Source organism: Undibacterium sp. FW305-107 (assembly GCF_058788535.1).
This window is the reverse complement of the sequence record NZ_JBYTAV010000020.1, coordinates 41,228-64,286: the sequence shown is the minus strand read 5'-3', so window position 1 is coordinate 64,286 and position 23,059 is coordinate 41,228. Positions and strand designations below refer to the sequence as shown.

Sequence of the window (23,059 nt, the reverse complement as noted above, 5' to 3'; positions counted from 1 at the left end):
CGTACTGTACTGGAATCACATGCCAAACGCGCAGATGAGCGTTTGAATCTGGAAGACTTGAGGCGGGCAACCAAGGTGATTGCACGTAGTCTGGCGGATTTGCTGGTGTGATGCAGGGTGGCGCTTGCCGAGCCATATCAAGTGCAACAGGCATGCGATCACGCTATATGGGTGTCGCATGCACACTGACCGGGTGCATGTGACTCAGGCTAGCTGATTTTTTCTATCCGCAACTACCGCCTGATTGCGAGCAATTTCCAGTTCCATGGCTTTCATCTTTTCCTGGTGTTCCATGGTGCGGCTTTGCAGGTCGGCTTCATGTTGGCTGGTCTTGATCCAGGCATGGCAGACCGAGTAAGCGATCGCGACAGCAAATGCACCCAGTGGAACAATTTGAGAGTAAGAGAGTATGTCGGACATGGCAGTTTTTCCTTGCTTGGTTGATTGAGGCTCCAGTATAGAAAAACCAAGCCATCGGCATAAGTAGCGGCTGTAAGCAGTATTTCATGACATTTGTCATGCCTCTTGATCAGTTGAACTGCAAAGCAGGAAAGCTGCCGCAACAAAGTAATACAGGTGTTACAGGATTTCTTTGCTAAGCTATGCACCCGGATCAACAAGCCAACGAGCGCCAACTGCTGATATGAAATACCTGTTATCCCTGCTTTTCTTGCTGCCTGCCTTTGCCTTTGGCCAAAGCAAAGACCTCAAAGCCACCTGTACTGATGACACCCTGCTACACGCAGATACGCTGAAAAACTCGAAGATACTATTCCCGGTGTTCAAGCACTATTGCTACAGCGATCACAGTGGCAACTATGTACTCTACCTGACTGAAAAACAGGACAAGACCTACGCAACTGAAAAATTATCCAGCGCAGTTGAGGCCCATCTGCTCAAGATAGCAAGTGACAAATCCCTCCGCAACGTTATCAGCATACGCGACAAGGCCGACAGCGAAGAAGCAGGCATGGAATTCTGGAGCAAGCTCACAGAAATCAGCGACATCGATAATGACGGCAACATGGAACCCATCCTGGCCTATCGCTTTTATAACAAGGATGAAGCAAAGATAGACCGTGATGCATTTTCAGGACGCATCAAGATCGTCACGTTCTACAAAGGCAGCAAGGTCGTCATACGTGCCATCACGGGTAATCTGGAGGATGAACGACAGACTACGGCGACCGAGAATTTTTTCTCATTGCCTGCGTCAGTGCAAAAGCATTTGGTGAAGAAGATGGCGGGTATGTACAAGGATAATTTGTACGGCTTTGATAATAGCTATAAATTTGTGCCAAGAAAATCCACAGGGAATTAGTGAAGTGTACCCTGATCAGGACTTGATGATTACGTTGGAATCCACATAGGCATTGCGGGCGATTTAAAACACGATGATCTTGCCGTGCCTGTCATTTCGGGTCATTGGCCATATCGGAGGTTCACGGCTGAAGCAGCTCCTGCAAGGATCTCGTTTCATCGACAAGATTTGTCGTGTCAGCATTTACTTACATTGAATACTAAACTGATTTTTTTTATTGATTTGATAGTTGCATTTGCTGACCCTTTGCTTGAGATCAACCCGTTCAACATGTCCATCAGCGTACTTGCAGAGTACCGTAACAGAGCGCTTTTGATCGTATACTGAGTCCAATATCCAGTAGCCTGAACGCTTGCCGCTCTCTTCTGGCACCAGACTGGCAAGTTCTTCGGGCGTACCGTCAAAGACAGTAACCGAGAGTGGAAAGGAAGCATCCCGGCGCGGACAGGTCTCTGCAGAAAATGCTGGCTGTAGCATGCTGAGTGCCAGACATGCACAACCCAGGCTTTTCACCTTGAATTTAATAAACACAGCATCTCCTCCTTGAGTGACAAAAAAGTGACGACAAAAGATGACGTCAAAAAACTTGTTCCAGATTATCACATTGATGCGACAAATCATTCACCAGAATTTTCACAAACCCTGACCCACAATACAAGAAAGGCCCAAAAAGCATTTCCACTTTTTGAGCCTTCAATTTCCACCCGCTGAATCATTAAACCGTCTGCGGCCTGTTCTTATGAAAAGTCACCGTGCTGTATTGCACAGATGACGGCGGTGGTGCCTGCAGGATGTGTTTTTTCATCGCACCGATGATGTGCATCTCACATGGCTTGCAGTCGAATTTGAGGGTGTATTTTTCTTCACCTGTGACCAGGGTCATGGGTTCGGCTTTGACCTGGCCTTGTACACCCTGCACTCCCTTGGCCTGTTTGGGGCAGAGGTTGAAGGAGAAACGCAGGCAGTGCTTGGTGATCATCAGTGATACTTCGCCTGGCTCTTCATGTGACTCGTAGGCGGCGGCGATGAGTTGCACTGCATGTTTTTCATAGAAGCTGCGGGCCTTGTGATTGTATACGTTGGCGAGGTAGCTCAGCGTGGTTTCTGGATAGGCCACTGGCGGTTCAACTGCTGGCGTACGCTCAGGGCGCTGCCAAGCTGACAGACGTGCCGCCTCGTGCGCAGTGACAGCATCACGACGCAGGGCGTTGATGATGGAGGATGGCACGAACCATGGCTGTTGCAAATCGAGATTGACTTGCGCTGCCTCAAACATGGTATTGCCAAGCTTGGCGAGATTATCGCGCAAGCCTGCTTCTGCCTTGTCGCGGTTTTGCGCGGGTTCCAGCGCCAGTTGTGTGCTGACTTCAGATGTCACGCCATCTTCGTCGGTAATTTTCAGGCTCAGGCCATCGGCCTGTTCTGTCAAAGTCATATAGACAGGGATACGGCGCTCGGCGGATTTTTTGGTCAGTGCATGTTCCCAGCGATGATCACGGTTACGGTTGATCAGGGTGCCGACTTTGAGGCTGACCAGCTCGGCCATTTTTTCATTCGGGAAGACGCGCCAGATTTCACCATTTTCTGATGCGCCTACACGCTCTACCGTATTGGCTTGTATGCCCGCGACTTCGCGTTTGACCATGTAGTTGAGGCCGTCACCATTGGACATGGGTTCATTAGCTTCGATCTCAAAGAAGTTGGCGGCCAAACGGGTCACATAACCCAAGTGCAAGCCTACATATTTTGGCGAGTCGAATGCGCCTATGTCATCCAGGCGGCCATTAGCGAAATAATCGGTATGGCCGCGGTGGAAGTTTTTATCAACATTGGGTGTGAAAGCAACCTGGCTATGGCCGCTGGAAGCACGTGTGAATTCTGGCCTGCGCTCCAGGATTTCATCCAGCAGCAAGCGGTAATGGGCGGTGATGTTCTTGACATAGCCCATGTCTTTGTAGCGGCCTTCTATCTTCAATGACTGTACGCCAGCGTCGAGCAGGGCTTCGAGATTGCGGCTCTGGTCGTTGTCTTTCATTGACAGCAAATGTTTTTCATAGGCCACTACCCTGCCCTCGCCATCGCTCAAGGTATAAGGCAGACGGCAAGCTTGCGAGCAATCGCCACGGTTGGCGCTGCGGCCATTGTCGGCATGCGAGATATAGCACTGGCCAGAGAAAGCCACGCACAGTGCACCGTGGACAAAATATTCAAGTGGCGTTGCAACCTGCGCCTTGATGGCCTGTATCTGTTTGATCGTCAGTTCACGCGCCAGTACCAATTGCGAGAAACCAACGTCACCAAGGAACTTGGCTTTTTCTACACCACGGATATCGCACTGTGTGCTGGCATGCAGCTGTATGGGCGGGATATCAAGTTCCAGTATGCCCATGTCTTGCACGATGAGGGCATCAACGCCAGCATCATACAACTGACGTATCTGCTTCCTTGCCGGCTCCAGCTCTGAATCATGCAGAATGGTGTTCATGGTCACGAAGATGCGCGCATGATAGCGGTGGGCAAATTCCACCAGGCTGGCGATCTCGCTGATCTCATTGCTGGCATTGTGCCGCGCACCGAACGAAGGGCCACCAATATACACGGCATCTGCACCATGCAAGATCGCTTCGCGGCCAATTTCTACGGTTTTGGCGGGCGATAAAAGTTCGGTCTGGTTGGCAAGCAAGCTCATGATGGTGGCCGGTGACAGGGAAAGGGCGAAATTATAAAGGAAATCAATGGCTTATGTCGTATTTGCTGCTACAACTCAGCATTAATTGAATGTTGATTAAGCAATATTTGCGCTGGCAAAGCTGCTTTCTTGAGTTTCAATCAACATTAATGCCTGGTTTTTGTCTTTTGCAGTGTAGATCAAGGCGGGCAAATAACCAGAAGATATGCGGCGCAGACAAAATTTCATTGCGCAAAAAGAACGCTTTCCTGTTTCCCTTTCTTGCCTGCTCTACAATGTTGTCTACCACGATCAAACCTGAACTTATGCGCCTATCTCCCGTCAGCCTGTTATTTGTTTTGCCCTTGTTACCTGCTTTTGCTTTCGCACAGGCCATACTGCCCCCCTCTGTAGAAACTGTATTCAACAGGACCAATGTGCCGGTCCAGGCATTCAGCGCGATCGTCACGCCTGTCAATGGTGGTCAGCCAGTGTTGATGCAGGCTGCAGACCGGCCCATGAACCCGGCATCTGCGATGAAGCTGGTAACCACTATCGTTGGGCTGGAAGAATTGGGGCCGACCTTTCGCTGGAGGACACAGATACTGGCAGACAAGAGCAACAAGAAAGATATCTACACTGGCAACCTGTACATACGCGGTGGCGGCGAGCCCAACCTGACGATAGAAAAACTGGGCAGCATGTTGCGCAATCTGCGCCAGCAAGGTTTGCGCCGCCTGCGTGGCGATATCATTCTTGACCGCAGTTATTTCCAACCAGAGCGGCCTGATATCGGCATGCCGCAATTCGATGAGTTCCCGGATGCTTATTACAATGTGATACCGGATGCCCTGCTGGTCAACAGCAACCTCAGCAGCATCTCCCTCGAATCAACGACAGATAAAATAGAAGCACGTCTGAACACGCCACTGGACAAGGTCAAGATCGTCAATCACCTGCACTTCAATGAACTACCCTGCTCTGCCTGGGAGACTGAATGGCAACCACCTGTCATCGAGACTGTCAACAATATGACGGATGAGCCCGAGACAGATAACCCGAGTGCGTCAGCCAGCAAAAAGCCTGTACGCCAGACGACAAAAGCCGGGCTGGAGATTACACTCAGTGGTGGTTTCCCCAAGCGTTGCAAGATCACGAACAATATCAATATCCTTGACCGCAACCAGTACATCGCACACCTGATACGCGCGCTGTGGCAAGAGATGGGTGGCACCTGGCAGGGTGAAGTGCGTGATGGCAAAACGCCTGCTTCTGCCACGGTATTGACTGAGCGCCAGTCTGAACCACTGGCAGACATCCTGCGCATCATCAACAAGCAGTCTGACAATGTCATGGCGCGCATGCTCTACCTGACTTTGGGTGCAGAGTCTGCCAACAAACAGGGTATGACTAACCTGCAGACAGCAGACGCCCGCATACGGCAATGGTTGTTCAGGCAGGGTATCAATGATGCCGGGCTGGTGCTGGAAAATGGCTCTGGCCTGTCACGCATGGAGCGCGTCAGCCCACAGCAAATGGCTGGCTTGCTGCAGGCGGCTGCGCGCAGCAACTGGTATGCAGAATTTGCCAGCAGCCTGCCGGTAGCATCGATGGATGGCACCATGCGCCGTCGGCTCAAAGGCGGCCCGGCAGAATTGCGCGCCCGCATCAAGACGGGCACGCTAAAAGATGTGGTAGCGATTGCCGGTTATGTGCGGGACATCAACGACCAGCAATGGATCGTAGTGGCGATGATTAATCATGACGAAGCCGTCAAGGCAAAAGCTGCTTTGGATGAATTGATTACATGGGTAGCAGCTGGAAGGCCTTAAAGGCTGCGCCGCCTATTTTACTTTGACCGGCTTGTCATTCACCGTGACATACTTCTGCGTATCAGCATCAAACACCAGCTTCTTCTTGCCCTTTTGTGCGGTGATGACGAAGTCATAACTGGTGGTACGTTCACCGCTATTGTCTGTCATATGGCTGACCTGGCGGTAGCCGTAAGTCTTGCCTGCGAATTCGACTAACAACGGGCCTGGCGCGGCGATACCGGGGGCAAGTTCCCACCTGGCCAGGTAGTCGTAGCAATGCGGTGGTTCTTGTTCATTTTCATGCAGATGCAGGCGCGGATGCTTACCTTTGCCGGGACGCATCATGACTTCACATTCAGGCCCACTCTCTACATGCTTGACCAGTTCCACATCTTTGTCTTTATCAAATAAAGGGCTGATCCTGTCTGCCTGTATGCGCAACAGGCGCAGCCAGACATGCACTTCATTTTTTTCTACATGACTGTGCTCCAGGGCCATGGCAAAGTCACCGGGGAATAATTCCACCATGCTGGTCTTGCTGATGCGCCCGCTGGCGGCCAGCCATTCAACCACATCCTGGCGATTGGTCAGTGACCAAGCTTCGCCACGGCGCTTGAACCAGTAGGCCGCAATCAGGTTGGGCAAACCCGATGTCAATGGCTCACCCTTGACCAGCAAGACTGCAGTATCTGCATCGAGTTTTTGTACATGCAAGGCATGCATACGCAATGCCAGTTGGGTCGTCGTGGAGACAGATGCTGGCAACTCTGCTTTTAACTGTGGCGCCCTGATGATGTCCTTGTCGTCATTGATATCCCAACCCTTGAACACCAGGCGCATGAGGTCACGCTGCTCCAGCGTTTGCACAGACTCATTGCGAACGCAGGCAAGCAGCATGCACAGGCATAGCATGAGGGCTGTGTAAGCTGGGATGTGAGTCAAACGCCGGGTTAATTGCACTGGAGAAATTCTTCTTGACGGGGCAATATAGATTTTAACTGATAGCCGCGCGATGGCGGTTGTTTGGTGAGCGGGAAAATGTTTTTGCTGGGAGATTTGTGAGAGTTCATAAAGCGCAGCTTTGTGCCACAAATCTTCCCTTGAGCAGGAAGAAGTCTCCGTCCTCAGGCTCTATTTACAAAAGCGCTCTATTCCCCATTCTGAAACCGCCTTACAGCCTCATCCCGTTTGGCAATCAGCTTATCGCCCTTGGCCTGCATGCCCAGGGCAAAGTAAGACTGCGCCAGGGCTTCGAGAGTGTAGATGTCCCATTCATTGCCATTGGCCATGCTTTTTTCCAACAAGGCGATGGCTTGTTTGTGGTTGTTCTTTTTGGCATATAGCAGAGCCAGCTCATTGACCAATAACTGATACGGCTGGCTGGTCAGGCCGCGCTCAAACCAGGTACGGGCACCTTCCTGGTCTTCGCGGTAGATGGCTATGCCCTGGTAATAGCAAAGACGTGATTTCAGCTCATCCACCAGCACTTCGTCGCCAGTGGTTTTTCTGATATGACCGATAAAGGTTTCCATCTCTGAGAAAGAACCGCCCCATTGAGGCAGCAATTTGCTCAGATAGGCATACACCGGTGAATACAATTTGGGGTCATATTGCAGGGCACTTTTCAACGAGGCATCATCACCTTCCTTGATGCCGAGTGCCCTGTTATTAACGATCAATTCACCAGCGCAGATGGCGCAAGACTTGATTTTTTCATTGGCTTTGGTTAAGTCTGCTTTGGCAAGGCTGGATAATTTATGAAAATCAGCAAACTGTTTTTTACTGGTTTCTGCAGCCAGTTTATCGCCACGGGCATCCCATGCCTGTTGTTGCAAGAACATGCCGCGTGCCAGATAAGCATAGCCCTGCATGCTGGATTTTACCCAGGCGTCAAACTGCTTTTTAAAATCTTTATCCAGCCGCGACAAAGTGCCAAAGCGCTTATACAGGGTATTTGATTTCAACCTGCCAGCCTTGTTGAGAGCAAAGCCGCTATCAAGCGCAATATCGAGTTTTTTGAATTCGCCGCGCCACAGCATGCCCACCAGGATGTTTTGCTCATGTTCTTCGTCAGCATAATTGCTGCCCAGCTTTTGCAGTTCAGGGTTTTCTGTTGATCGCTTCATCCACACGGCCTGATGCAATTCGGTATTACCAGCATCGCGGAAGGAGTGGTGCCAGATTTCCTGATAGCCTTCTTGCGTCATGCTGTTCTTGCGGGCGACATACCATTCTGGCGTCATGCCCCAGTATGAATAAAATCTCTCCATATCCTTGGGGAAGGGATGAAAATAGGCTTTATAGCTGAGTATGTCCTTGTCATTCTTTTGCCCCATGACCTTATAGGGCATGAAGCGGCTTTCCACCATTTTTTGCAGCAACTGTGTCAGTGCAGGGTCTGACAGCCAGGCGCTCTCCTTCACTTTTTCATTGGCGACATCTTGTGCAACTGGCCTGGTTTGCGCATGGATGTGTGCGCTGGAGAAGCCCAATGCCATGGCACAGGCCAAGCTGAGTTTGCACAAAATTGAACATTCATTTAATTGGGATTTGCCAGGCAATTGCTGAGTCATAGACGATGAGTTTGATTGAGATATGCAGCAATCATAGCCTGACAGGCAAGTAAAAGCCAAACCCATATGCTCATGCAGGATACAAATCACAGATTCAATGAAAACAAAAAAATAATCCATTTGACATCAAAAATGATTTGCAAATGGGTAATGTGTGCACTATGCTCATTTCTACAACTTGTACAACAGGTTGAGCACATTACGAAAAAATGATATCGGGAGAGACTGTCGAATAAGGACAGCGCCGAAGGAGCAACCGCCCCGGAAACTCTCAGGCAAAAGGGACCGTTATCATTCTCAAACTCTGAAGAGCTGCTTGACTACGTCGCCAGGCACACCGAAGGAGCAAGCATTGCGGCCTTACCAGCGGGCGCAGGCGAAATCTCTCAGGTCCAGGACAGAGGGGGTATCCGTTGCGTAACTGCGCACGGACATCCCTTTGACGTCTGGAGTCTGCATACCATGAAATTCATTCATTTGAACGGTGACACTGTCACCGCGATGGCGGCCGCCTGCGCGCTGACCAAGCATGAAACTGAGTATAAAACTGAATGCAAAGCTGCTCACGACAGTCTTAGCTACAAAGACGATCTCAGCATAAACACCTCTCTATTGCACGCACCTGACACACGACCGCAGTGCAGTCACGCCCATTGTTGACGCGGCTTGCGTCATACAGCTTTTTATAGAGTGATTTATGTAGCTCTATAGGCTGATCCCCTATTCCCGCTTGCGCGGGAATGTTGTCCGGCATGCCCAGCCATGCCATGTTTCAAGCCGCCCAGTCCGCTTGAATGGGTGAGCTATTGTCTAAATTTAACCAAGGAGTAAACCATCATGCATTTGCACTCCGTTTCAAGATTCAAAAAATCCACCCTGGCCGCTTTGATACTCAGTATCAGTTGTGCTGTCGCCAGTTCCTCGCTATTTGCGCAAAATGTGGCCAGCGATATTGGCGGCACGACAGAACAGGCACGCCTGGTCAGCGCGGCAGCACAACGCGATTTTGCCGAGTTTGTGCAATTCAATGTGCAGCGTCGCGGCGGTACTTTGCCATCTGAATTTCCGCTGGAGGTCAATGATGTGCAAGATCTCAAGGATGCAAAAATAGGCTATGGCTTTCCGGTCTACAGCGTGCCGCCACAAGATGTCATGACAGGCCGTGGTGATTTGCGCAGCATGGCAAAAGCAACCGGAGAATGGCGCTTTGTCATCACCCTAAACGATGCGCCTATAGGCCTGGCAACACTACGGCAAAACAACGGGCGCTGGGGCATCACATCCTACGGCGCCTCTGTATTGGCCAAGGACGTAGATGCAGCGATTGCGGTACATGGCAACAGCACACGCTCTAATCTGCGTTTCATCCGCATCTATCAGGCGATGTCGGATTTTCTGGAAGTAGTGTCACCCACCGATGCCCGTGCCCGCTTTGCGCCCCTGCATTCGGCACGCCAGACTTTGCTGCTGCAACAGCGCAGTGAAAAACTTGGCACACAATCTGCCAATCATGGCTTGCTGGAGCAAAGCGACATCCTCGATCCTTTGCGCGTCAGCGTCAAGCGCAATATCGACAGCTTCCGCTAAACAAGAAACCATACCTACAATAAATACGGAGATATCATGAAAAAAAATCTGTTAAAGCTCATATTCGTCTTGGGAGCAATGCTGGGCATACCCAGCGCTTATGCGCAATGGCGTGCACTGAACATACCGCTGGTGACGCAAGAACATAGCCAGTGGTGCTGGGCGGGTAGCAGCAAGGCATTGCTGAGCTTCTACAATCAAAATCCCAGCCAATGCCAGATCGTGAATTGGGCTTACGGCCTGAACTACGCCTGTGGCAATACCAACTTTAACTGGAACAGCAACGCCAACCAGCCCAACTCCATGTATGGCAGCGGTGGCAGTGTACAAAATATCCTGGCACATTGGGGCGTGCCAAATACTGCCTATAGCTACGCATCTTCATGGAATACCGTGGTCAGCGACATCAATGCCAACCGCCCCTTCGTGATCCGCTATGGCTGGACCAACGGCGGCGGGCACATCATGGTCGGCACCGGCTATGAAGTATATAACGGCACTAACTACATCTACATCATGAACCCATGGCCGGGCGAAGGCAAAACCTACAGAACCTATGGTTCTGCCGTCTATGATTATGATCATCAGTGGACGCATACACAGCGTATGAATGTCAGTGGTTGATATTTGAAATAGTGATGCAGTGAATTGGCTGGAGGTGCAGCGAACGTCGCCTCCAGTCTCGTGATAACTCAAAGCTGCGCATTGCAAACCGGGGGATTATATTTTGACGCGGCTTCAGGTGACAACATATACTGGAGGCATAATCAAACCCTCGATTACCAATCGTTCACATCGGCGATCGGTTCCATATCGGACAATTTTTAACTTCAAAAGTCAATATGAGTATCAAAGCTTTGGTCGAATCTTCGACTAAACAAGAAGATAAACTGACAGCAGCGGAGATACTTTCATACTGCGACGCAGCGCAAGTTAGCCATGAAGTGTTTTTTAATCAATTTTCCCTGGAAGTAGCACGAGGCTTTCATGAGCAACGCTATACATATGATGACTGCGACGCAGTGATGAATCACCTGTTTGGTGTCATGGCAACAGCACCTTTTTTCGGTCCAGAAATAAATACTCCAGAACCTGCATTCTCTATTTTTCTCGCTTTTGATTCAGGCGAATATCACCGTCCACATGACCTTCCCGACGAAAATCCCATAGAAAAATACACCAGGCCGCTCGTGGCAGAAATACTGAAAGTACATACTTATTAGCGAGTAATTGCCCATATCCTTTAAAATGCGCGCATGAGCACTTCTTTTTCCTGCCGCCCCCATTGCGCCTCCTGCTGCACAGCCCCTTCCATCAGCAGTGCCATACCCGGCATGCCCGATGGCAAACCCGCTGGTGTGCCTTGCATACAACTGGATGAACAACTGGGTTGCAGAATTTTTGGTCATCCAGACCGGCCTGCCGTTTGCGCAGGCTTGCAACCTTCGTTTGATATGTGCGGTGAGAGTCGTGAGCAAGCCATGTTTTTTCTGACGCAGCTTGAACTTGCAACAGCGCCTGCAATAGCGTCTACTAGTGCATGAGGCCATGACGTATGAACCTGATACAAATTTCTGATCTGTCCGCAGACGATATCACCAGCATCTGGAACATGGCCGGACAGGCAGATATGCAAATCCAGGGAAGGGTTGCCTGGTCTTTTGAAGGGAATGGCATACGGACCCGCACCAGCTTCATACAGGCATTCCAGCAACTGGGTTTGAGCTTTGTTGAGTTACCCAATTTGCTCAAAACAGCAGAAAGAACAAGCGATCTTGCCGCTTATCTGGATGACTTTTACGATATCTATGTCATACGCGAACGTAATCATGAGCGTCTGGCGCAGTTTGCCAGCGACACCCGCCACCCGGTCATCAATGCGCTATCCAGCCAGGGCCATCCATGTGAAGTGTTAACAGATGCTTACTACGTGAATCTGGAAATCGCACCCATCAGGCAAGCCCGCATATGTCTATGGGGGCCACCCAGCAATGTCATGCTGTCCTGGCATGAACTGGCGTCAGTGATGGGGTTTCAGATTACCCAGATATGTGAGGCAGCTTTTCATGAAGCGAAGCCAAATGTCAGTTATGCCTCGTCGATTTCTTCCAGCTTCGACATTGTCATTACCGACGGCTGGCCTGGTACTTATGATAATGCAGAATGGTCATTGATGACCACGCATCTTGAGCAGATGGGTAACCCCAAACTATTGCCAACACCACCATTTTCCATAGGCAAAGAAATTGCCTTTGACCCTGTCAGCTATGCAGGTTTTACTGGGTATCAGCAAAAGAACTTACTCTTGCCTGTACAAAAAGCCATACTGGTCTATCTGCTGAAAAAAAACTGAGCAAAAAAAAGTAAGAATGACTCATAACCAGGAATCGGCATAGTTTTTTGTAAATTTTAGTCTAGACTACACTTAACATATATCCCCTCATTTCCAGGTTTATCGACTTCTTGACATAATATTTAGCTATAGAAGATGCAACAATTGTTATAGAAATTTGCATTAAAAGCATACAAACTTCATACAATTAGCTTATTACTTCAAAGTATAATTGCCGCATGGAAATTATATTTCCCATCTTTATGATGCAGGCCATCCAGCGCACTATGCGTCAGTATAGAGGTCTGCATTTTCAATTTGTCTTACGACAACAAATAGAAAATCTATGATCTCTCTCGTCAAACACCTTTCGGTGGGTAAGCGCTTAGGCCTGGGCTTTGTACTCATTCTTGTTCTCTTTTTTGTGACTACTTTAGTCGCTATTCTTAAACTCAATGCCGTTGCTGCGGCGGCAGATAATTTATTGAAAGACCCGCTGGCGACCGAACGGATGATCAGTGACTGGTATCGAAACATCCATACCGGCGTACGCAGGACCACCGCTATTGCAAAAAGCACAGATCCCTCACTTGCCAGTTTTTTTGCGGCAGACCAGGAGGAATCGACAAGAACGTCTGGTATTTTGCAAAAAGAAATCGCCGAACATATGAAGAGCCCGGAAGAGGCCACCCTCTTCAAGGAAATTGGCGTACAGCGCCAAGCCTATATCAGCGCCCGCAATAAAGTGGTTGATCTGAAAAAAGAAGGCAAGGTCGATGAAGCCAATGCAGCACTGGACAAAGAATTTATCCCTGCATCAGTCATTTACGTCAAAAAAATAGAAGAAATGCTGGCCATGCAGCGCAAGCAAATCGATGACACATCCGCTGAAATCCAGCAGACCTACCAATCCAGCCGCATACTCCTGATCGTACTTTCTTTGATCGCTGCCCTGCTGTCGGTAGTCTGCGCCTGGCTGATGACCATCTCGATTACCAGGCCGCTGGCGAGGGCCACGGCTGTTGCCGAAAAAATGGCACAAGGTGATTTGAGTGACACCATAGAGATAAAACTGCATGACGAAATCGGCAAGATGATGCATGCCATCAACGGTATCAACACTGGGCTCAGCAACGTCATTGGTGACGTACGTCATGGCACTGAGACCATCAATGTGGCAGCGGCTGAAATTGCCTCGGGCAATGCTGACTTGTCATCGCGCACAGAATCGCAAGCCAGCTCGCTGGAAGAAACCGCGTCGTCAATGGAAGAGTTGACCTCAACAGTCAGGCAAAATGCGGACAATGCACGTCAGGCCAACCAGTTGGTGATCTCGGCATCTGGCGTTGCTGTCAAAGGTGGTGAAGTGGTGGGTCAGGTGGTTGAAACCATGGGTTCTATCAAGGAAAGCTCACGCAAGATTGTCGATATTATCTCTGTCATTGACGGTATTGCCTTCCAGACCAATATCCTGGCCTTGAATGCAGCGGTTGAAGCCGCCCGCGCCGGTGAACAGGGCCGTGGCTTTGCCGTGGTAGCGACTGAGGTGCGCAACCTGGCGCAACGTAGCGCATCTGCCGCCAAAGAAATCAAGCACCTCATAGACGACTCGGTAGGCAAGGTCGAGCATGGCAGCCGCCTGGTAGATACTGCTGGTCAGACCATGACAGACATCGTCACCAGCGTGCAGCACGTGGCTGACATCATGAGTGAAATCACTGCCGCCAGCCAGGAACAAAGCGCCGGTATTGAGCAAGTGAACCTGGCCGTCACACAAATGGATGAGATGACCCAGCAAAACGCTGCCTTGGTAGAAGAAGCTGCTGCGGCGGCAGAAAGCATGCGCGAGCAGTCAGGCAAATTATCCGAGCTGGTTTCTCAGTTCAACATCATGGCGCAGGCGCAAAAGCCGACGGTGCAAATCAGTAGTTCTGCGAATACCAGACGCCAGCCAGTTATTGCCAGGGCAGCAGGTAGATCAGGCAACACAACAAATGCTGCCAAAGCACAGATCCGCCAGATCCCGCAAAGAAAGTCAAAAGCGGTTGAGCAGGATTGGGAAGAGTTTTAAGAATTGAAGGCCCAGACCATCAACTTTGCTACATCAGCAAAATTGATGGTCTGCATTAAAAACCTTCTTTACACAATCAGCAATCAAACATCGCAAGGACTGGTCTCAAATCTTGATGCGCATGGAATCACCGCTCAAAAAGAACAAGGAAATACCATCATCGTTTTGATTGACGCGCACAACAGATTGCTCAAGGCTGGCGGCATACAGCTTGCTGCCATCGTGACGGAAAATGCCAAACCACATGCGCTGGGTACTGGTGCGGGAATTTGCAGCCAGCAAAAGGTAGTCGCGCCCGCCTATCTGCACTTCGCTGGCTTGCAATTCACCCATGTAGAAAGCCGAAGGTATGCGTTCCAGCATGATGCGCAAACCATCATGATAGACCTGGATCAACACCCCATTGTCGGTGCCTGAACGCACAAAATTGAATTCAAATGAACCCATCCTGGTGGGCGTATTGCGGCGTACGTGGACATGGTCGGCAAAGTCAGCAAAATAATTATTGCGGTCAGTGCGGGTCTTGTTTACTGCTTGTTGGGTGATTTCGGTTTGCACATGCTTCTCCTTAAATTCAGGGTAATTCCAGGCTTCGTCTCTGACTGCATCACTGTCCCGTCCTGCGCCGGCAATGCCACCGCCGATGATGGGCAAAGGCACCGGCATTGGCACCAAGCAGCCACTCAAATTCATACATAAGCAAGCAATCAGAGCGAAGCGAAATGGCGTTACTCCTGACTTGCTTTTCATTAGTGTTCCGGCCTGATCAACAGACGCCGGCCAGAACCCGAGGTATCCACCATGGAGATACCATCGGCATGTTCAGTCAACTGCCAGTGACCATGCGGCAGGCCGATGCGGTAGACCGGGCTGCCATCAGCCGCAAATATTGCCAGCCACATGGGTCTGTGCAAGAAACCATTTGCCACGGTCAGCACATATGTTTCATCACCGACCTTGAGCTTGGCGGCTTCCAGACGACGATAACTTTGCTCACCGGTAAACACGGGCGATATGCTTTCCCTCAGCAGGAACTGACCGTTTTTGCTGATTTGCAGCTCATCGACCAGGCTTGCCCCCAGCACACCACTTTCTACAGGCATGCTGCGCTGCTGGCCTTGCGATTTGCGGTAAGTAACCACAAACTCTTGCAAGCGCGCTGGTACGCTGCCATCTACCTGGATGTGGTGGGCAAACTGTGCCAGATGCTGATTTGCGTCAGGCAAGCGCCAGACGTATTGCTGCCGCACCACGGTAACTTCGACCTGATTACTGCGGTATTCAGTCAAGATGGCTTCGCCGCCATCTGTCAACCCTGCCTGTGATGGCGGGGCAGGCACGGTGGTGCTGCAGGCGGTCAGACCCAATACCAGTCCCAAAGCCACTCCCGCAGGCAAGCCAGCGCCAAGGCCATGCTTGCAAAATGCGATAAATCGTTTGGGTTGGCTGGGCATCAGATATTGGGCCATATGTATAAACAGCCTGAAGTATCACCATGGATAAGTTTGACGACAATGAAATAAGATAAAGTACTGAAATATAGTACTTGAGGTGCAGGCTACTGCCATCTGGCAAATCTGAAACAACAATAAAATAGTGGCAATACTGCAAGCAATTACGCTTGTAAACTCATCGTTTCCAGCAAATTTCCAAGCAGGTTTGGTGGGCGACATGCTAAGCTTCGTCCCGACCAAAACTTCATTATTTTCGTGTTTTATGGATTTACTACTCGCTGTCAAAATCATCATCATGGGCATCGTCGAAGGTCTGACGGAATTCTTGCCAATTTCTTCTACCGGCCATCTGATATTGACAGGCAGTTTGCTCAACTTCACCGGCGAAAAGATGAAAGTCTTTGAGATCGTGATACAGGCAGGTGCGATTTTTGCGGTCTGCTGGGAATACCGCGCCAAGATCGCCAGCGTCGTGGGCGGCCTTGGCAGCGATCCCAAGGCACGCAAGTTTGCCCTGAACCTCATCGTTGCCTTCTTGCCAGCAGCCGTACTGGGCCTGCTGTTTTCCAAAAAGATCAAGGCTGTGCTGTTTGCCCCGGTGCCGGTTGCCCTGGCCTTTATCATAGGCGGCATCATCATCCTGCTGGTTGAACGCAAGCACGCAGGAACCGACACCCACGATAGCAGCCATGCGCGCATACAGACTGTCGATGACATGAGCCTGCTGGATGCCCTGAAGATAGGCCTGGCCCAGGCTTTTGCCCTGATCCCTGGCACCAGCCGTTCTGGTGCCACCATCATAGGCGGCATGCTGTTTGGCCTGTCCCGCAAGGCCGCGACTGAATTCTCATTCTTTCTGGCGATACCTACGCTGCTGGGTGCCACTGTGTATTCGCTGTACAAGGCGCGTGAAGATTTGTCGATGGCTGACTTGCCCATGTTCAGCCTGGGTACGGTTGCGGCCTTTATCTCGGCTTTCTTTTGTGTGCGCTGGTTGCTGCGTTATATCAGCTCGCATAATTTCAATGTGTTTGCCTGGTACCGCATTGCCTTCGGCATCATGATCCTGATTACCGCCTACACTGGCGTGATTACCTGGGCAGATTAAAAAGGTGACGACAGAGGTGATAACAGCGGTGACAGCGGCGGGCTATACTAATACCGGGACCAGCAACAATACGGTAGACCAGGCTTTGCATTTATTGCAGACTATCTTCGGCTATCCGGCATTCCGCTCCCAGCAAGGGCAAATCGTTGAGCATGTCGTCAATGGCGGCGATGCCCTGGTGCTGATGCCAACTGGCGGCGGTAAATCCCTGTGTTATCAAATACCTGCCCTGTTGCGCAATGGCGTAGGCATCGTCGTGTCACCACTGATCGCCCTCATGCAAGACCAGGTTGATGCCCTGGCCGAGGTAGGCGTACGTGCCGCCTTCTTGAATTCTACCCAGAGCTTTGATGAAATCCTGGCGGTGGAAAAGAAAATGCGCGAAGGCGATATTGACCTGGTGTATATCGCCCCTGAACGTCTGCTGACCCAACGTTGCCTGGAACTACTGCAAGTCGTCAACATCGCCCTGTTTGCGATTGATGAAGCACATTGCGTTTCGCAATGGGGCCATGATTTCCGCCCTGAATACATCAAGCTGTCGGCCCTGCATGAGCGTTTTCCTAACGTGCCGCGCATTGCCCTGACAGCCACGGCTGACCAGCAAACCCGCGACGAAATCATCCATCGCCTGCAGCTGGAAAACGCGATGCAGTTCGTGTCGTCTTTCGACCGCCCGAATATCCGTTACCAGATCGTCGAAAAAGCCAATGGCCGCAAGCAATTGCTGGACTTCATCACCGCCCAGCACAGCGGTGATGCTGGCATCGTGTATTGCCTGTCACGCAAAAAAGTAGAAGAAACTGCTGAGTTTTTGAATGAAAACGGCATCACTTCCCTGCCCTACCATGCAGGCATGGATTTGCAAGACCGCAGCCGCAACCAGGCGCGCTTCCTGCGCGAAGATGGCATCGTCATGTGTGCCACCATCGCCTTTGGCATGGGCATAGACAAACCCGATGTGCGCTTTGTCGCCCATCTGGATTTACCAAAAAGCATAGAAGGCTATTACCAGGAAACTGGCCGTGCCGGTCGCGATGGTGCCAGCGCCAATGCCTGGATGGCTTATGGCCTGCAGGATGTAGTGCAACAGCGCCGCATGATCGATGAGTCAGAAGCCAATGAGACTTACAAGCGAGTGCAAAGCGTCAAGCTGGACGCCATGCTCACGCTGTGCGAAACCCTGAATTGCCGCCGCGTCCACATCCTCGATTATTTTGGCCAGAAGGCTGAACCCTGCGGCAATTGCGATACCTGCATGAGCCCGCCTGTATCCTTTGATGGTAGTGTGGCTGCTCAAAAAATATTGTCCACGGTCTACCGTGTCGACCAGCGCTTTGCGGCTGGCCATGTTATCGACATCTTGCGCGGCATAGATACTGAGCGTGTACAGCAATGGCGGCATGAAAAACTGTCCACCTATGGCATAGGTTCAGATAAGAGCGAAGCCGAATGGCGCGCTCTGTTACGTCAGCTGATTGCCCTGGGCCTGGTCGCCGTCGATTATGAAAACTATAGCTCGCTGAAACTGACTGAAGCCTCACGTGCCGTATTGCGTGGTGAAATCAAGGTGCAGCTGCGCCAATACAAAAAAGCCGAAAAAGCCGTCAAGCACAAACGCCAGTCAGCCAAAGACTTTGCCGAGTCCGATCTCGACAGCAAAGCGCAAAGCGTCTTCGACAAGCTGCGCTGGTGGCGCGTGGAAACTGCACGCACCCACAACGTGCCAGCCTATGTCATCTTCCCCGATGCCACCTTGCGCGAAATCGCTCGCCAACAGCCAGCCACGCTGTCTGCCTTGCGTGCCATCTCAGGTGTCGGTGACAAGAAGCTGGAAAGTTACGGTAAAGACATCATTAGTCTGATTGAGGAATTGCAGGCTTAGGATTTAAGACAAAAACAATGCCTGTCAATACTGAGCACTGAGAAGTGAACTTCACAAAGAAGAACAAAAGCATATTCAGTTCCTGAACTGCAATTGAACCTATGAATTATATGCAACAAGCTAGTTCGGTTCGGCCAGGATGGCATCGATCTTCATTTTGGCATCACGGATGACGGCGAGTTTGGCTTCGGTTTCGCTGTTCGCCTTGAAGGGACCGCTGAATTGCTGACCGATTTCCAGGCCTTCAGCACCATATTTTTGCACTTCACCACTGGCAGACCAATGGCCATCGGGTCTTGGGAATGCAATCACAAAAATATCATAATTCTTGTAATGCATGGTTGGCGTTCGTTCGATTGTTGCTTGAAATCTGCTGTTCATGCTAGCTCCTTATCAGGTGTGTCAGTATCCGTAAAAACGGCATAAAAACAATGCATTAAGCCTGACCATGCCAGACGCTCAGAACTGGCGATGCAGGTAGATAATGGGTTTCACCGGTCTGTAAAAATTGCCGGGGACTACATGCATTGATTTATTAGTTCATGTCTCTGCCTGAATATTGAGTTTCAATATTCAAAAACCGCAAGAACTCTCACACCCCGGTGAGCTGCGCCGCGCAAGCGTATCGCGCCTTTGTCGCTGAAGCGGTATTCCAGCCAAATATGATCATTGCCGCTTTGAGAATAGCGTAGGCCAAACCTGGACAGAGTACCCGGTTTTTCCTGTTTACCAGGCGCGGTTGCAGATTGACTGTAATACTCCTTCGTGACGCGGGTATATAAGTCCTGCCCATTTCCAGCCTGAGTGCCGCCAGCTCTTCCAGTGAGCTGCGCATCAGAAATAGCGGGCACTGGCGGGCCATTCAATTCAGTCCTGTCAGCTCCCCGTGCTGGCGCTGTTTTCTCATCCACCGTGCTGGCATCACCTGGTTTGCTGGCTTTATTGTCGTCTGCAGTCAGTTCTCTGGATATGTCTTTGGACAGACCAGCCTGCTGCGCTGTAATGTCATTACCTGGGGGAGACTTTACTTCCTGTGCACAGCTATATTGCGCATACATCAACAGGCTACATACGACCAAGGCGAAATAATGAGCGCTCATGATCATCTCTTCAAGAAAAATGAAGCCAGCAAGATCATGGCCATTACCCCATACAAAACAAGTTGTGGCGTATGCATGATCTTCCCCTCTGCCAATGTGTATCTGTTGCTATTAATTTTCCACCAGGTTCATATGCCCTGGCAGCTTGGAATACGAACGACCTTGTGGTAGCTCTATCCTGATATGGGCATATTCCCATTCGACTTCATTTGCTTCCGCCGCTGCCTTCGCGGTCCGTAATGCAACGAGCAGCCATTGTTGTGCCGGTGCTTTATTGATGCCTATGATGATCATGATTTTACCCATGCAGAAGATTTATATATTTTTTTACATTTCTTTTTTTACTTCTATTTCGCTTACTTTTATTATCTGCCTGAACTCTTTTTTTTTACTGCTTACTACTTATTACTCACTGCCTCTTTGCTGTTTTTTCTTGCTGTTTTTTCTTGCTGTTTTTTCTTGCTGTTATTTCTTGCTGTTATTACTATTTACTACGCCTGCCATAATCAACTGCCTGCTCCAGTTCCGCTTTGTTCATGCCCGAACGCCCCCTGATATTTTTTTTGCGCGCTTCCTGATATAACTGCGCATAAGTGCGTCCCATTGGTCCGCTATGTGAATGAAGTCCGCCGCGTCTCCCTGCAGGCATATCCTGCAGGGAGGTTTTGCTCGCTTCCTTGCTTTCGCCATGCTGAGCCCTCTCTTTGTTAACGGTGCGTGCAGCAATTTCTGTAGCCAAACCGGGCTCACGACCACTTTTAATTAAACCATCCTTGATGTGTTTGAACTGGCGCTCTCTTTTGGCGCTCCAGGTGGCTTGTGGCATTGTTAACTCCCGTGTTTATTTTTCAATTTACTTCGTTTGTTCGCCCTGCATCCATGATCTGCATAGTAGTCTCCAGCCCTGAAGAACAAAATCGGACTAAGACGATAGTTACGTAAGACTATGCTGACGAAGTTGCTGTATTGCAGTGCAAGCTCCGCAAGGCGCAATATAGGTATGCAACAGGGTAAAATTGTGCAAATTACTACTGATAAATGAATTGTCATGACCCAGACAACAACTGAGCATATATATGTCGCGTACTGAACGCCTGTTACAGCTGATGCAAATCCTGCGCAGGCACCGCTATCCCGTCAGTGGTGCAGCCTTGTCGCAAGAACTGGGCATCAGCCTGCGCAGCCTATACCGCGATATCGCCACTTTGCAAAGCCAGGGCGCAAAGATCGCCGGCGAAGCTGGCATAGGCTATGTCTTGCAACCCGGCTTCACGCTGCCACCGCTGATGTTCACGGAAGAAGAAATTGCCGCTATCGCCCTGGGATCGCGCTGGGTGGCGAAACAGGCTGACCATAAACTAGCCCTGGCTGCGCGTGATGCCCTGGCAAAAATTGCTTCGGTCTTGCCAGCAGAAGCGAGACTGGAACTGGAAAACAGCGGCTTGCTGATAGGCCCCAGCAGCAGGAATGGCGGCAATGATGAACAGTTACGCCAGATACGTCTGGCCATACGCAAGCAGCACAAACTCGTGCTCGAATATCAGGATGAAACCGGCAAAGCCAGCGAACGTATCGTCTGGCCCTGCGCCCTGTCCTTCTTTGATAATCTGCGCATCATTGTCGCCTGGTGTGAATTACGCAATGACTTCCGCCATTTTCGTACTGACCGCATACAGGGTTTACAAGTGGCAGATCAAACCTATCCGCGCGCGCGTCAGGCTTTGTTGAAAGAGTGGCGTGAGCAACAGGGAATCAAGCCTGAGCGTTAAAAACCGAGCCTCAGTGCACGTCAAACTTCCAGCAAGATTGCATAATTTCCGCTCTGGCTGATTTCGGTTTTATAATGGGGCTGAAAAAATCACATTGGTCCTACACTTAGTCCACACATTCAAACCAAGAACAATAAGATGAAAGCCAAGACGGACACTACAGCAGACACACACAAGTCCGCCAGCAAGGAGCAGCGCCGTCTGCAAATGGCTGATATCGCGCGGCTGGCTGGCGTCTCTACCTCGACGGTGTCGCGTGCACTGAGTGGCAGCAGCCTGGTCAATGATGAAACCCGTCAGCGCGTTGCCGAACTGGCGCGCTCGCTCAAATATTCCATCAATATCGATGCCCGCAATCTGCGCCTGAAGCAGACACGCACGATTGCCGTAGTCGTGCCCTTTGATTCTGAAACCCGCCAGCATTTATCTGACCCCTTCTTCCTGGGCATATTAGGTAGTCTCGCCGATGCATTGACTGACCGTGGTTTTGACATGCTGTTGTCACGCATCGATGCAGAACATCTCGATAATGCAGCGCAGATTTTTGATACCGGCCGGGTGTTGGGCGTGATTTTGATAGGCCAATGGCGGCATCATGATCAATTGAACCAACTGGCGGCACGCCATGTGCCCATCGTGGTCTGGGGTGCGCAACTGCCACAGCAATTGTATGTGACCGTGGGTAGTGACAATGTCACCGGCGGCCACAAAGCCACTGAGCACCTGCTGCAAAGCGGATGCAAACGAATCGCCTTTTTTGGGGACACGCAATTGCCCGAAGTAGCGCAACGCTATGAAGGTTATTGCAAGGCGCTGGCGCAGCATGGTATAGCCCTTGATGAAAAACTTGTGGTCCCTGCTTCATTCATAGAAGAAGGCGGCAAGCTGGCTGTGACAGAACTGTGCCGCCGCAAAATCAGCTTCGATGCCCTGTTTGCCTGTAGCGATTTGCTGGCCATGACCAGCATCAACAGTCTGCGCGAAAATAATTACCGGGTGCCGGATGATGTGGCCGTCGTTGGTTATGACGACATAGAACTAGCACGCTATTTCCACCCGCCATTGACTACGGTACGCCAGCCCATGGCGCAGGCAGGCCTGGCACTGGTCGATGCCCTGTTGACCTTGATAGAAGATGGCGATAGCAAAGCGCAGTTGTTGCCTACTGAATTGATGGTGAGGGCAAGCAGTGTTTGCCTTGGATAGTGCAACTCATACGAGACAGGTCCCTCGCTGGCCATGTTTCTTCCGCTTCAAATTCTCACGTAAAATTACGCCATTCGATTGACTGGTGCGTTGGAACGCACCCTACGGGATACGGCAAGCTTGGTCTATTCAGATTATCAACAATTATTGCAACCGATTGCAATAATTTAA

General features: G+C 50.5%; 24 protein-coding genes and 1 riboswitch. Of the genes, 13 read left to right on the top strand and 11 right to left on the bottom strand.

From position 1 onward, the window contains the following. Window positions 1–204 precede the first annotated feature (204 nt). Window positions 205–420 carry a hypothetical protein gene (locus AC3WQT_RS28240; protein WP_492709250.1) on the bottom strand — a complete coding sequence of 72 codons (216 nt, stop codon included), beginning with the start codon at window positions 418–420 and terminating at the stop codon, window positions 205–207. Window positions 421–643: 223 nt separating this feature from the next. Between AC3WQT_RS28240 and AC3WQT_RS28235 the strand changes: the two genes are divergently transcribed. Continuing rightward, window positions 644–1,321, top strand: a complete 678-nt coding sequence (locus AC3WQT_RS28235; RefSeq protein WP_492709248.1) for a M949_RS01915 family surface polysaccharide biosynthesis protein — start codon at window positions 644–646, stop codon at window positions 1,319–1,321. A 183-nt stretch (window positions 1,322–1,504) separates the two neighbouring features. Here the strand turns inward: AC3WQT_RS28235 and AC3WQT_RS28230 are convergent, their stop codons facing one another. Beyond that, window positions 1,505–1,852 carry an STY0301 family protein gene (locus tag AC3WQT_RS28230; protein WP_492709246.1) on the bottom strand — a complete coding sequence of 116 codons (348 nt, stop codon included), beginning with the start codon at window positions 1,850–1,852 and terminating at the stop codon, window positions 1,505–1,507. Window positions 1,853–1,864: 12 nt separating this feature from the next. Here AC3WQT_RS28230 and AC3WQT_RS28225 point away from each other — a divergent pair, with 12 nt between their 5' ends. Then, entirely contained in the window at window positions 1,865–2,032 is a 168-nt protein-coding gene (locus AC3WQT_RS28225; protein ID WP_492709244.1) for a hypothetical protein, read from the top strand. A 4-nt stretch (window positions 2,033–2,036) separates the two neighbouring features. On the opposite strand, the gene AC3WQT_RS28220 is transcribed toward AC3WQT_RS28225, so the two are convergent. Further along, a complete protein-coding gene (locus tag AC3WQT_RS28220) occupies window positions 2,037–4,010 on the bottom strand; it encodes a peptidase U32 family protein (RefSeq protein WP_492709242.1) in 1,974 nt (657 codons plus the stop codon). 305 nt (window positions 4,011–4,315) lie between these two features. Between AC3WQT_RS28220 and dacB the strand changes: the two genes are divergently transcribed. Continuing rightward, window positions 4,316–5,821, top strand: coding sequence for a D-alanyl-D-alanine carboxypeptidase/D-alanyl-D-alanine endopeptidase (gene dacB / locus AC3WQT_RS28215; protein ID WP_492709240.1), 1,506 nt, complete (start codon window positions 4,316–4,318; stop codon window positions 5,819–5,821). A gap of 12 nt (window positions 5,822–5,833) precedes the next feature. On the opposite strand, the gene AC3WQT_RS28210 is transcribed toward dacB, so the two are convergent. Both AC3WQT_RS28210 and AC3WQT_RS28205 read right to left on the bottom strand, forming a co-directional pair. After that, window positions 5,834–6,670, bottom strand: a complete 837-nt coding sequence (locus AC3WQT_RS28210; RefSeq protein ID WP_492709238.1) for a hypothetical protein — start codon at window positions 6,668–6,670, stop codon at window positions 5,834–5,836. 281 nt (window positions 6,671–6,951) lie between these two features. After that, window positions 6,952–8,301, bottom strand: coding sequence for a tetratricopeptide repeat protein (locus tag AC3WQT_RS28205; RefSeq protein ID WP_492709236.1), 1,350 nt, complete (start codon window positions 8,299–8,301; stop codon window positions 6,952–6,954). 281 nt (window positions 8,302–8,582) lie between these two features. After that, window positions 8,583–8,674: riboswitch (glycine riboswitch) on the top strand. A gap of 539 nt (window positions 8,675–9,213) precedes the next feature. On the opposite strand from AC3WQT_RS28205, the gene AC3WQT_RS28200 reads away from it, so the two are divergent. The 6 genes from AC3WQT_RS28200 to AC3WQT_RS28175 all read left to right on the top strand — a co-directional run bounded on the left by AC3WQT_RS28200 (window position 9,214) and on the right by AC3WQT_RS28175 (window position 14,366). Then, complete coding sequence (locus AC3WQT_RS28200; protein WP_492709235.1) at window positions 9,214–9,963, top strand: hypothetical protein; 750 nt, start codon at window positions 9,214–9,216, stop codon at window positions 9,961–9,963. Window positions 9,964–9,999: 36 nt separating this feature from the next. Continuing rightward, window positions 10,000–10,587, top strand: a complete 588-nt coding sequence (locus AC3WQT_RS28195) for a C39 family peptidase (protein ID WP_492709233.1) — start codon at window positions 10,000–10,002, stop codon at window positions 10,585–10,587. 218 nt (window positions 10,588–10,805) lie between these two features. After that, complete coding sequence (locus AC3WQT_RS28190) at window positions 10,806–11,186, top strand: hypothetical protein (RefSeq protein ID WP_492709231.1); 381 nt, start codon at window positions 10,806–10,808, stop codon at window positions 11,184–11,186. Between the two features lie 33 nt (window positions 11,187–11,219). Beyond that, complete coding sequence (locus AC3WQT_RS28185; protein ID WP_492709229.1) at window positions 11,220–11,507, top strand: YkgJ family cysteine cluster protein; 288 nt, start codon at window positions 11,220–11,222, stop codon at window positions 11,505–11,507. A gap of 11 nt (window positions 11,508–11,518) precedes the next feature. Continuing rightward, window positions 11,519–12,316, top strand: a complete 798-nt coding sequence (locus AC3WQT_RS28180; RefSeq protein WP_492709227.1) for an ornithine carbamoyltransferase — start codon at window positions 11,519–11,521, stop codon at window positions 12,314–12,316. A gap of 325 nt (window positions 12,317–12,641) precedes the next feature. Further along, entirely contained in the window at window positions 12,642–14,366 is a 1,725-nt protein-coding gene (locus tag AC3WQT_RS28175) for a methyl-accepting chemotaxis protein (RefSeq protein WP_492709225.1), read from the top strand. 105 nt (window positions 14,367–14,471) lie between these two features. Here the strand turns inward: AC3WQT_RS28175 and AC3WQT_RS28170 are convergent, their stop codons facing one another. Next, complete coding sequence (locus tag AC3WQT_RS28170) at window positions 14,472–15,041, bottom strand: hypothetical protein (RefSeq protein WP_492709224.1); 570 nt, start codon at window positions 15,039–15,041, stop codon at window positions 14,472–14,474. 74 nt (window positions 15,042–15,115) lie between these two features. After that, window positions 15,116–15,835 (bottom strand): hypothetical protein, encoded by a 720-nt coding sequence (locus tag AC3WQT_RS28165; RefSeq protein WP_492709222.1) that lies wholly within the window; start codon window positions 15,833–15,835, stop codon window positions 15,116–15,118. 247 nt (window positions 15,836–16,082) lie between these two features. Between AC3WQT_RS28165 and AC3WQT_RS28160 the strand changes: the two genes are divergently transcribed. Continuing rightward, on the top strand, window positions 16,083–16,928 hold the full coding sequence (locus AC3WQT_RS28160; RefSeq protein WP_492709220.1) for an undecaprenyl-diphosphate phosphatase: 846 nt from the start codon (window positions 16,083–16,085) through the stop codon (window positions 16,926–16,928). A gap of 28 nt (window positions 16,929–16,956) precedes the next feature. Further along, window positions 16,957–18,813, top strand: a complete 1,857-nt coding sequence (gene recQ / locus AC3WQT_RS28155; protein WP_492709254.1) for a DNA helicase RecQ — start codon at window positions 16,957–16,959, stop codon at window positions 18,811–18,813. A 120-nt stretch (window positions 18,814–18,933) separates the two neighbouring features. Here the strand turns inward: recQ and AC3WQT_RS28150 are convergent, their stop codons facing one another. The 4 genes from AC3WQT_RS28150 to AC3WQT_RS28135 all read right to left on the bottom strand — a co-directional run bounded on the left by AC3WQT_RS28150 (window position 18,934) and on the right by AC3WQT_RS28135 (window position 20,739). Beyond that, window positions 18,934–19,194, bottom strand: a complete 261-nt coding sequence (locus AC3WQT_RS28150; RefSeq protein WP_492709219.1) for a hypothetical protein — start codon at window positions 19,192–19,194, stop codon at window positions 18,934–18,936. Window positions 19,195–19,379: 185 nt separating this feature from the next. Then, window positions 19,380–19,913, bottom strand: a complete 534-nt coding sequence (locus AC3WQT_RS28145) for a hypothetical protein (protein WP_492709217.1) — start codon at window positions 19,911–19,913, stop codon at window positions 19,380–19,382. Between the two features lie 111 nt (window positions 19,914–20,024). Beyond that, on the bottom strand, window positions 20,025–20,219 hold the full coding sequence (locus AC3WQT_RS28140) for a hypothetical protein (RefSeq protein WP_492709216.1): 195 nt from the start codon (window positions 20,217–20,219) through the stop codon (window positions 20,025–20,027). Between the two features lie 178 nt (window positions 20,220–20,397). After that, the gene (locus tag AC3WQT_RS28135; protein WP_492709215.1) at window positions 20,398–20,739 is read right to left on the bottom strand and encodes a plasmid stabilization protein; all 342 of its coding nucleotides are present in this window, start codon (window positions 20,737–20,739) and stop codon (window positions 20,398–20,400) included. A gap of 250 nt (window positions 20,740–20,989) precedes the next feature. On the opposite strand from AC3WQT_RS28135, the gene AC3WQT_RS28130 reads away from it, so the two are divergent. After that, window positions 20,990–21,682 (top strand): helix-turn-helix transcriptional regulator, encoded by a 693-nt coding sequence (locus tag AC3WQT_RS28130; protein WP_492709213.1) that lies wholly within the window; start codon window positions 20,990–20,992, stop codon window positions 21,680–21,682. A gap of 138 nt (window positions 21,683–21,820) precedes the next feature. Next, entirely contained in the window at window positions 21,821–22,888 is a 1,068-nt protein-coding gene (locus AC3WQT_RS28125) for a LacI family DNA-binding transcriptional regulator (protein WP_492709211.1), read from the top strand. The last annotated feature ends 171 nt before the right edge of the window (window positions 22,889–23,059 follow it).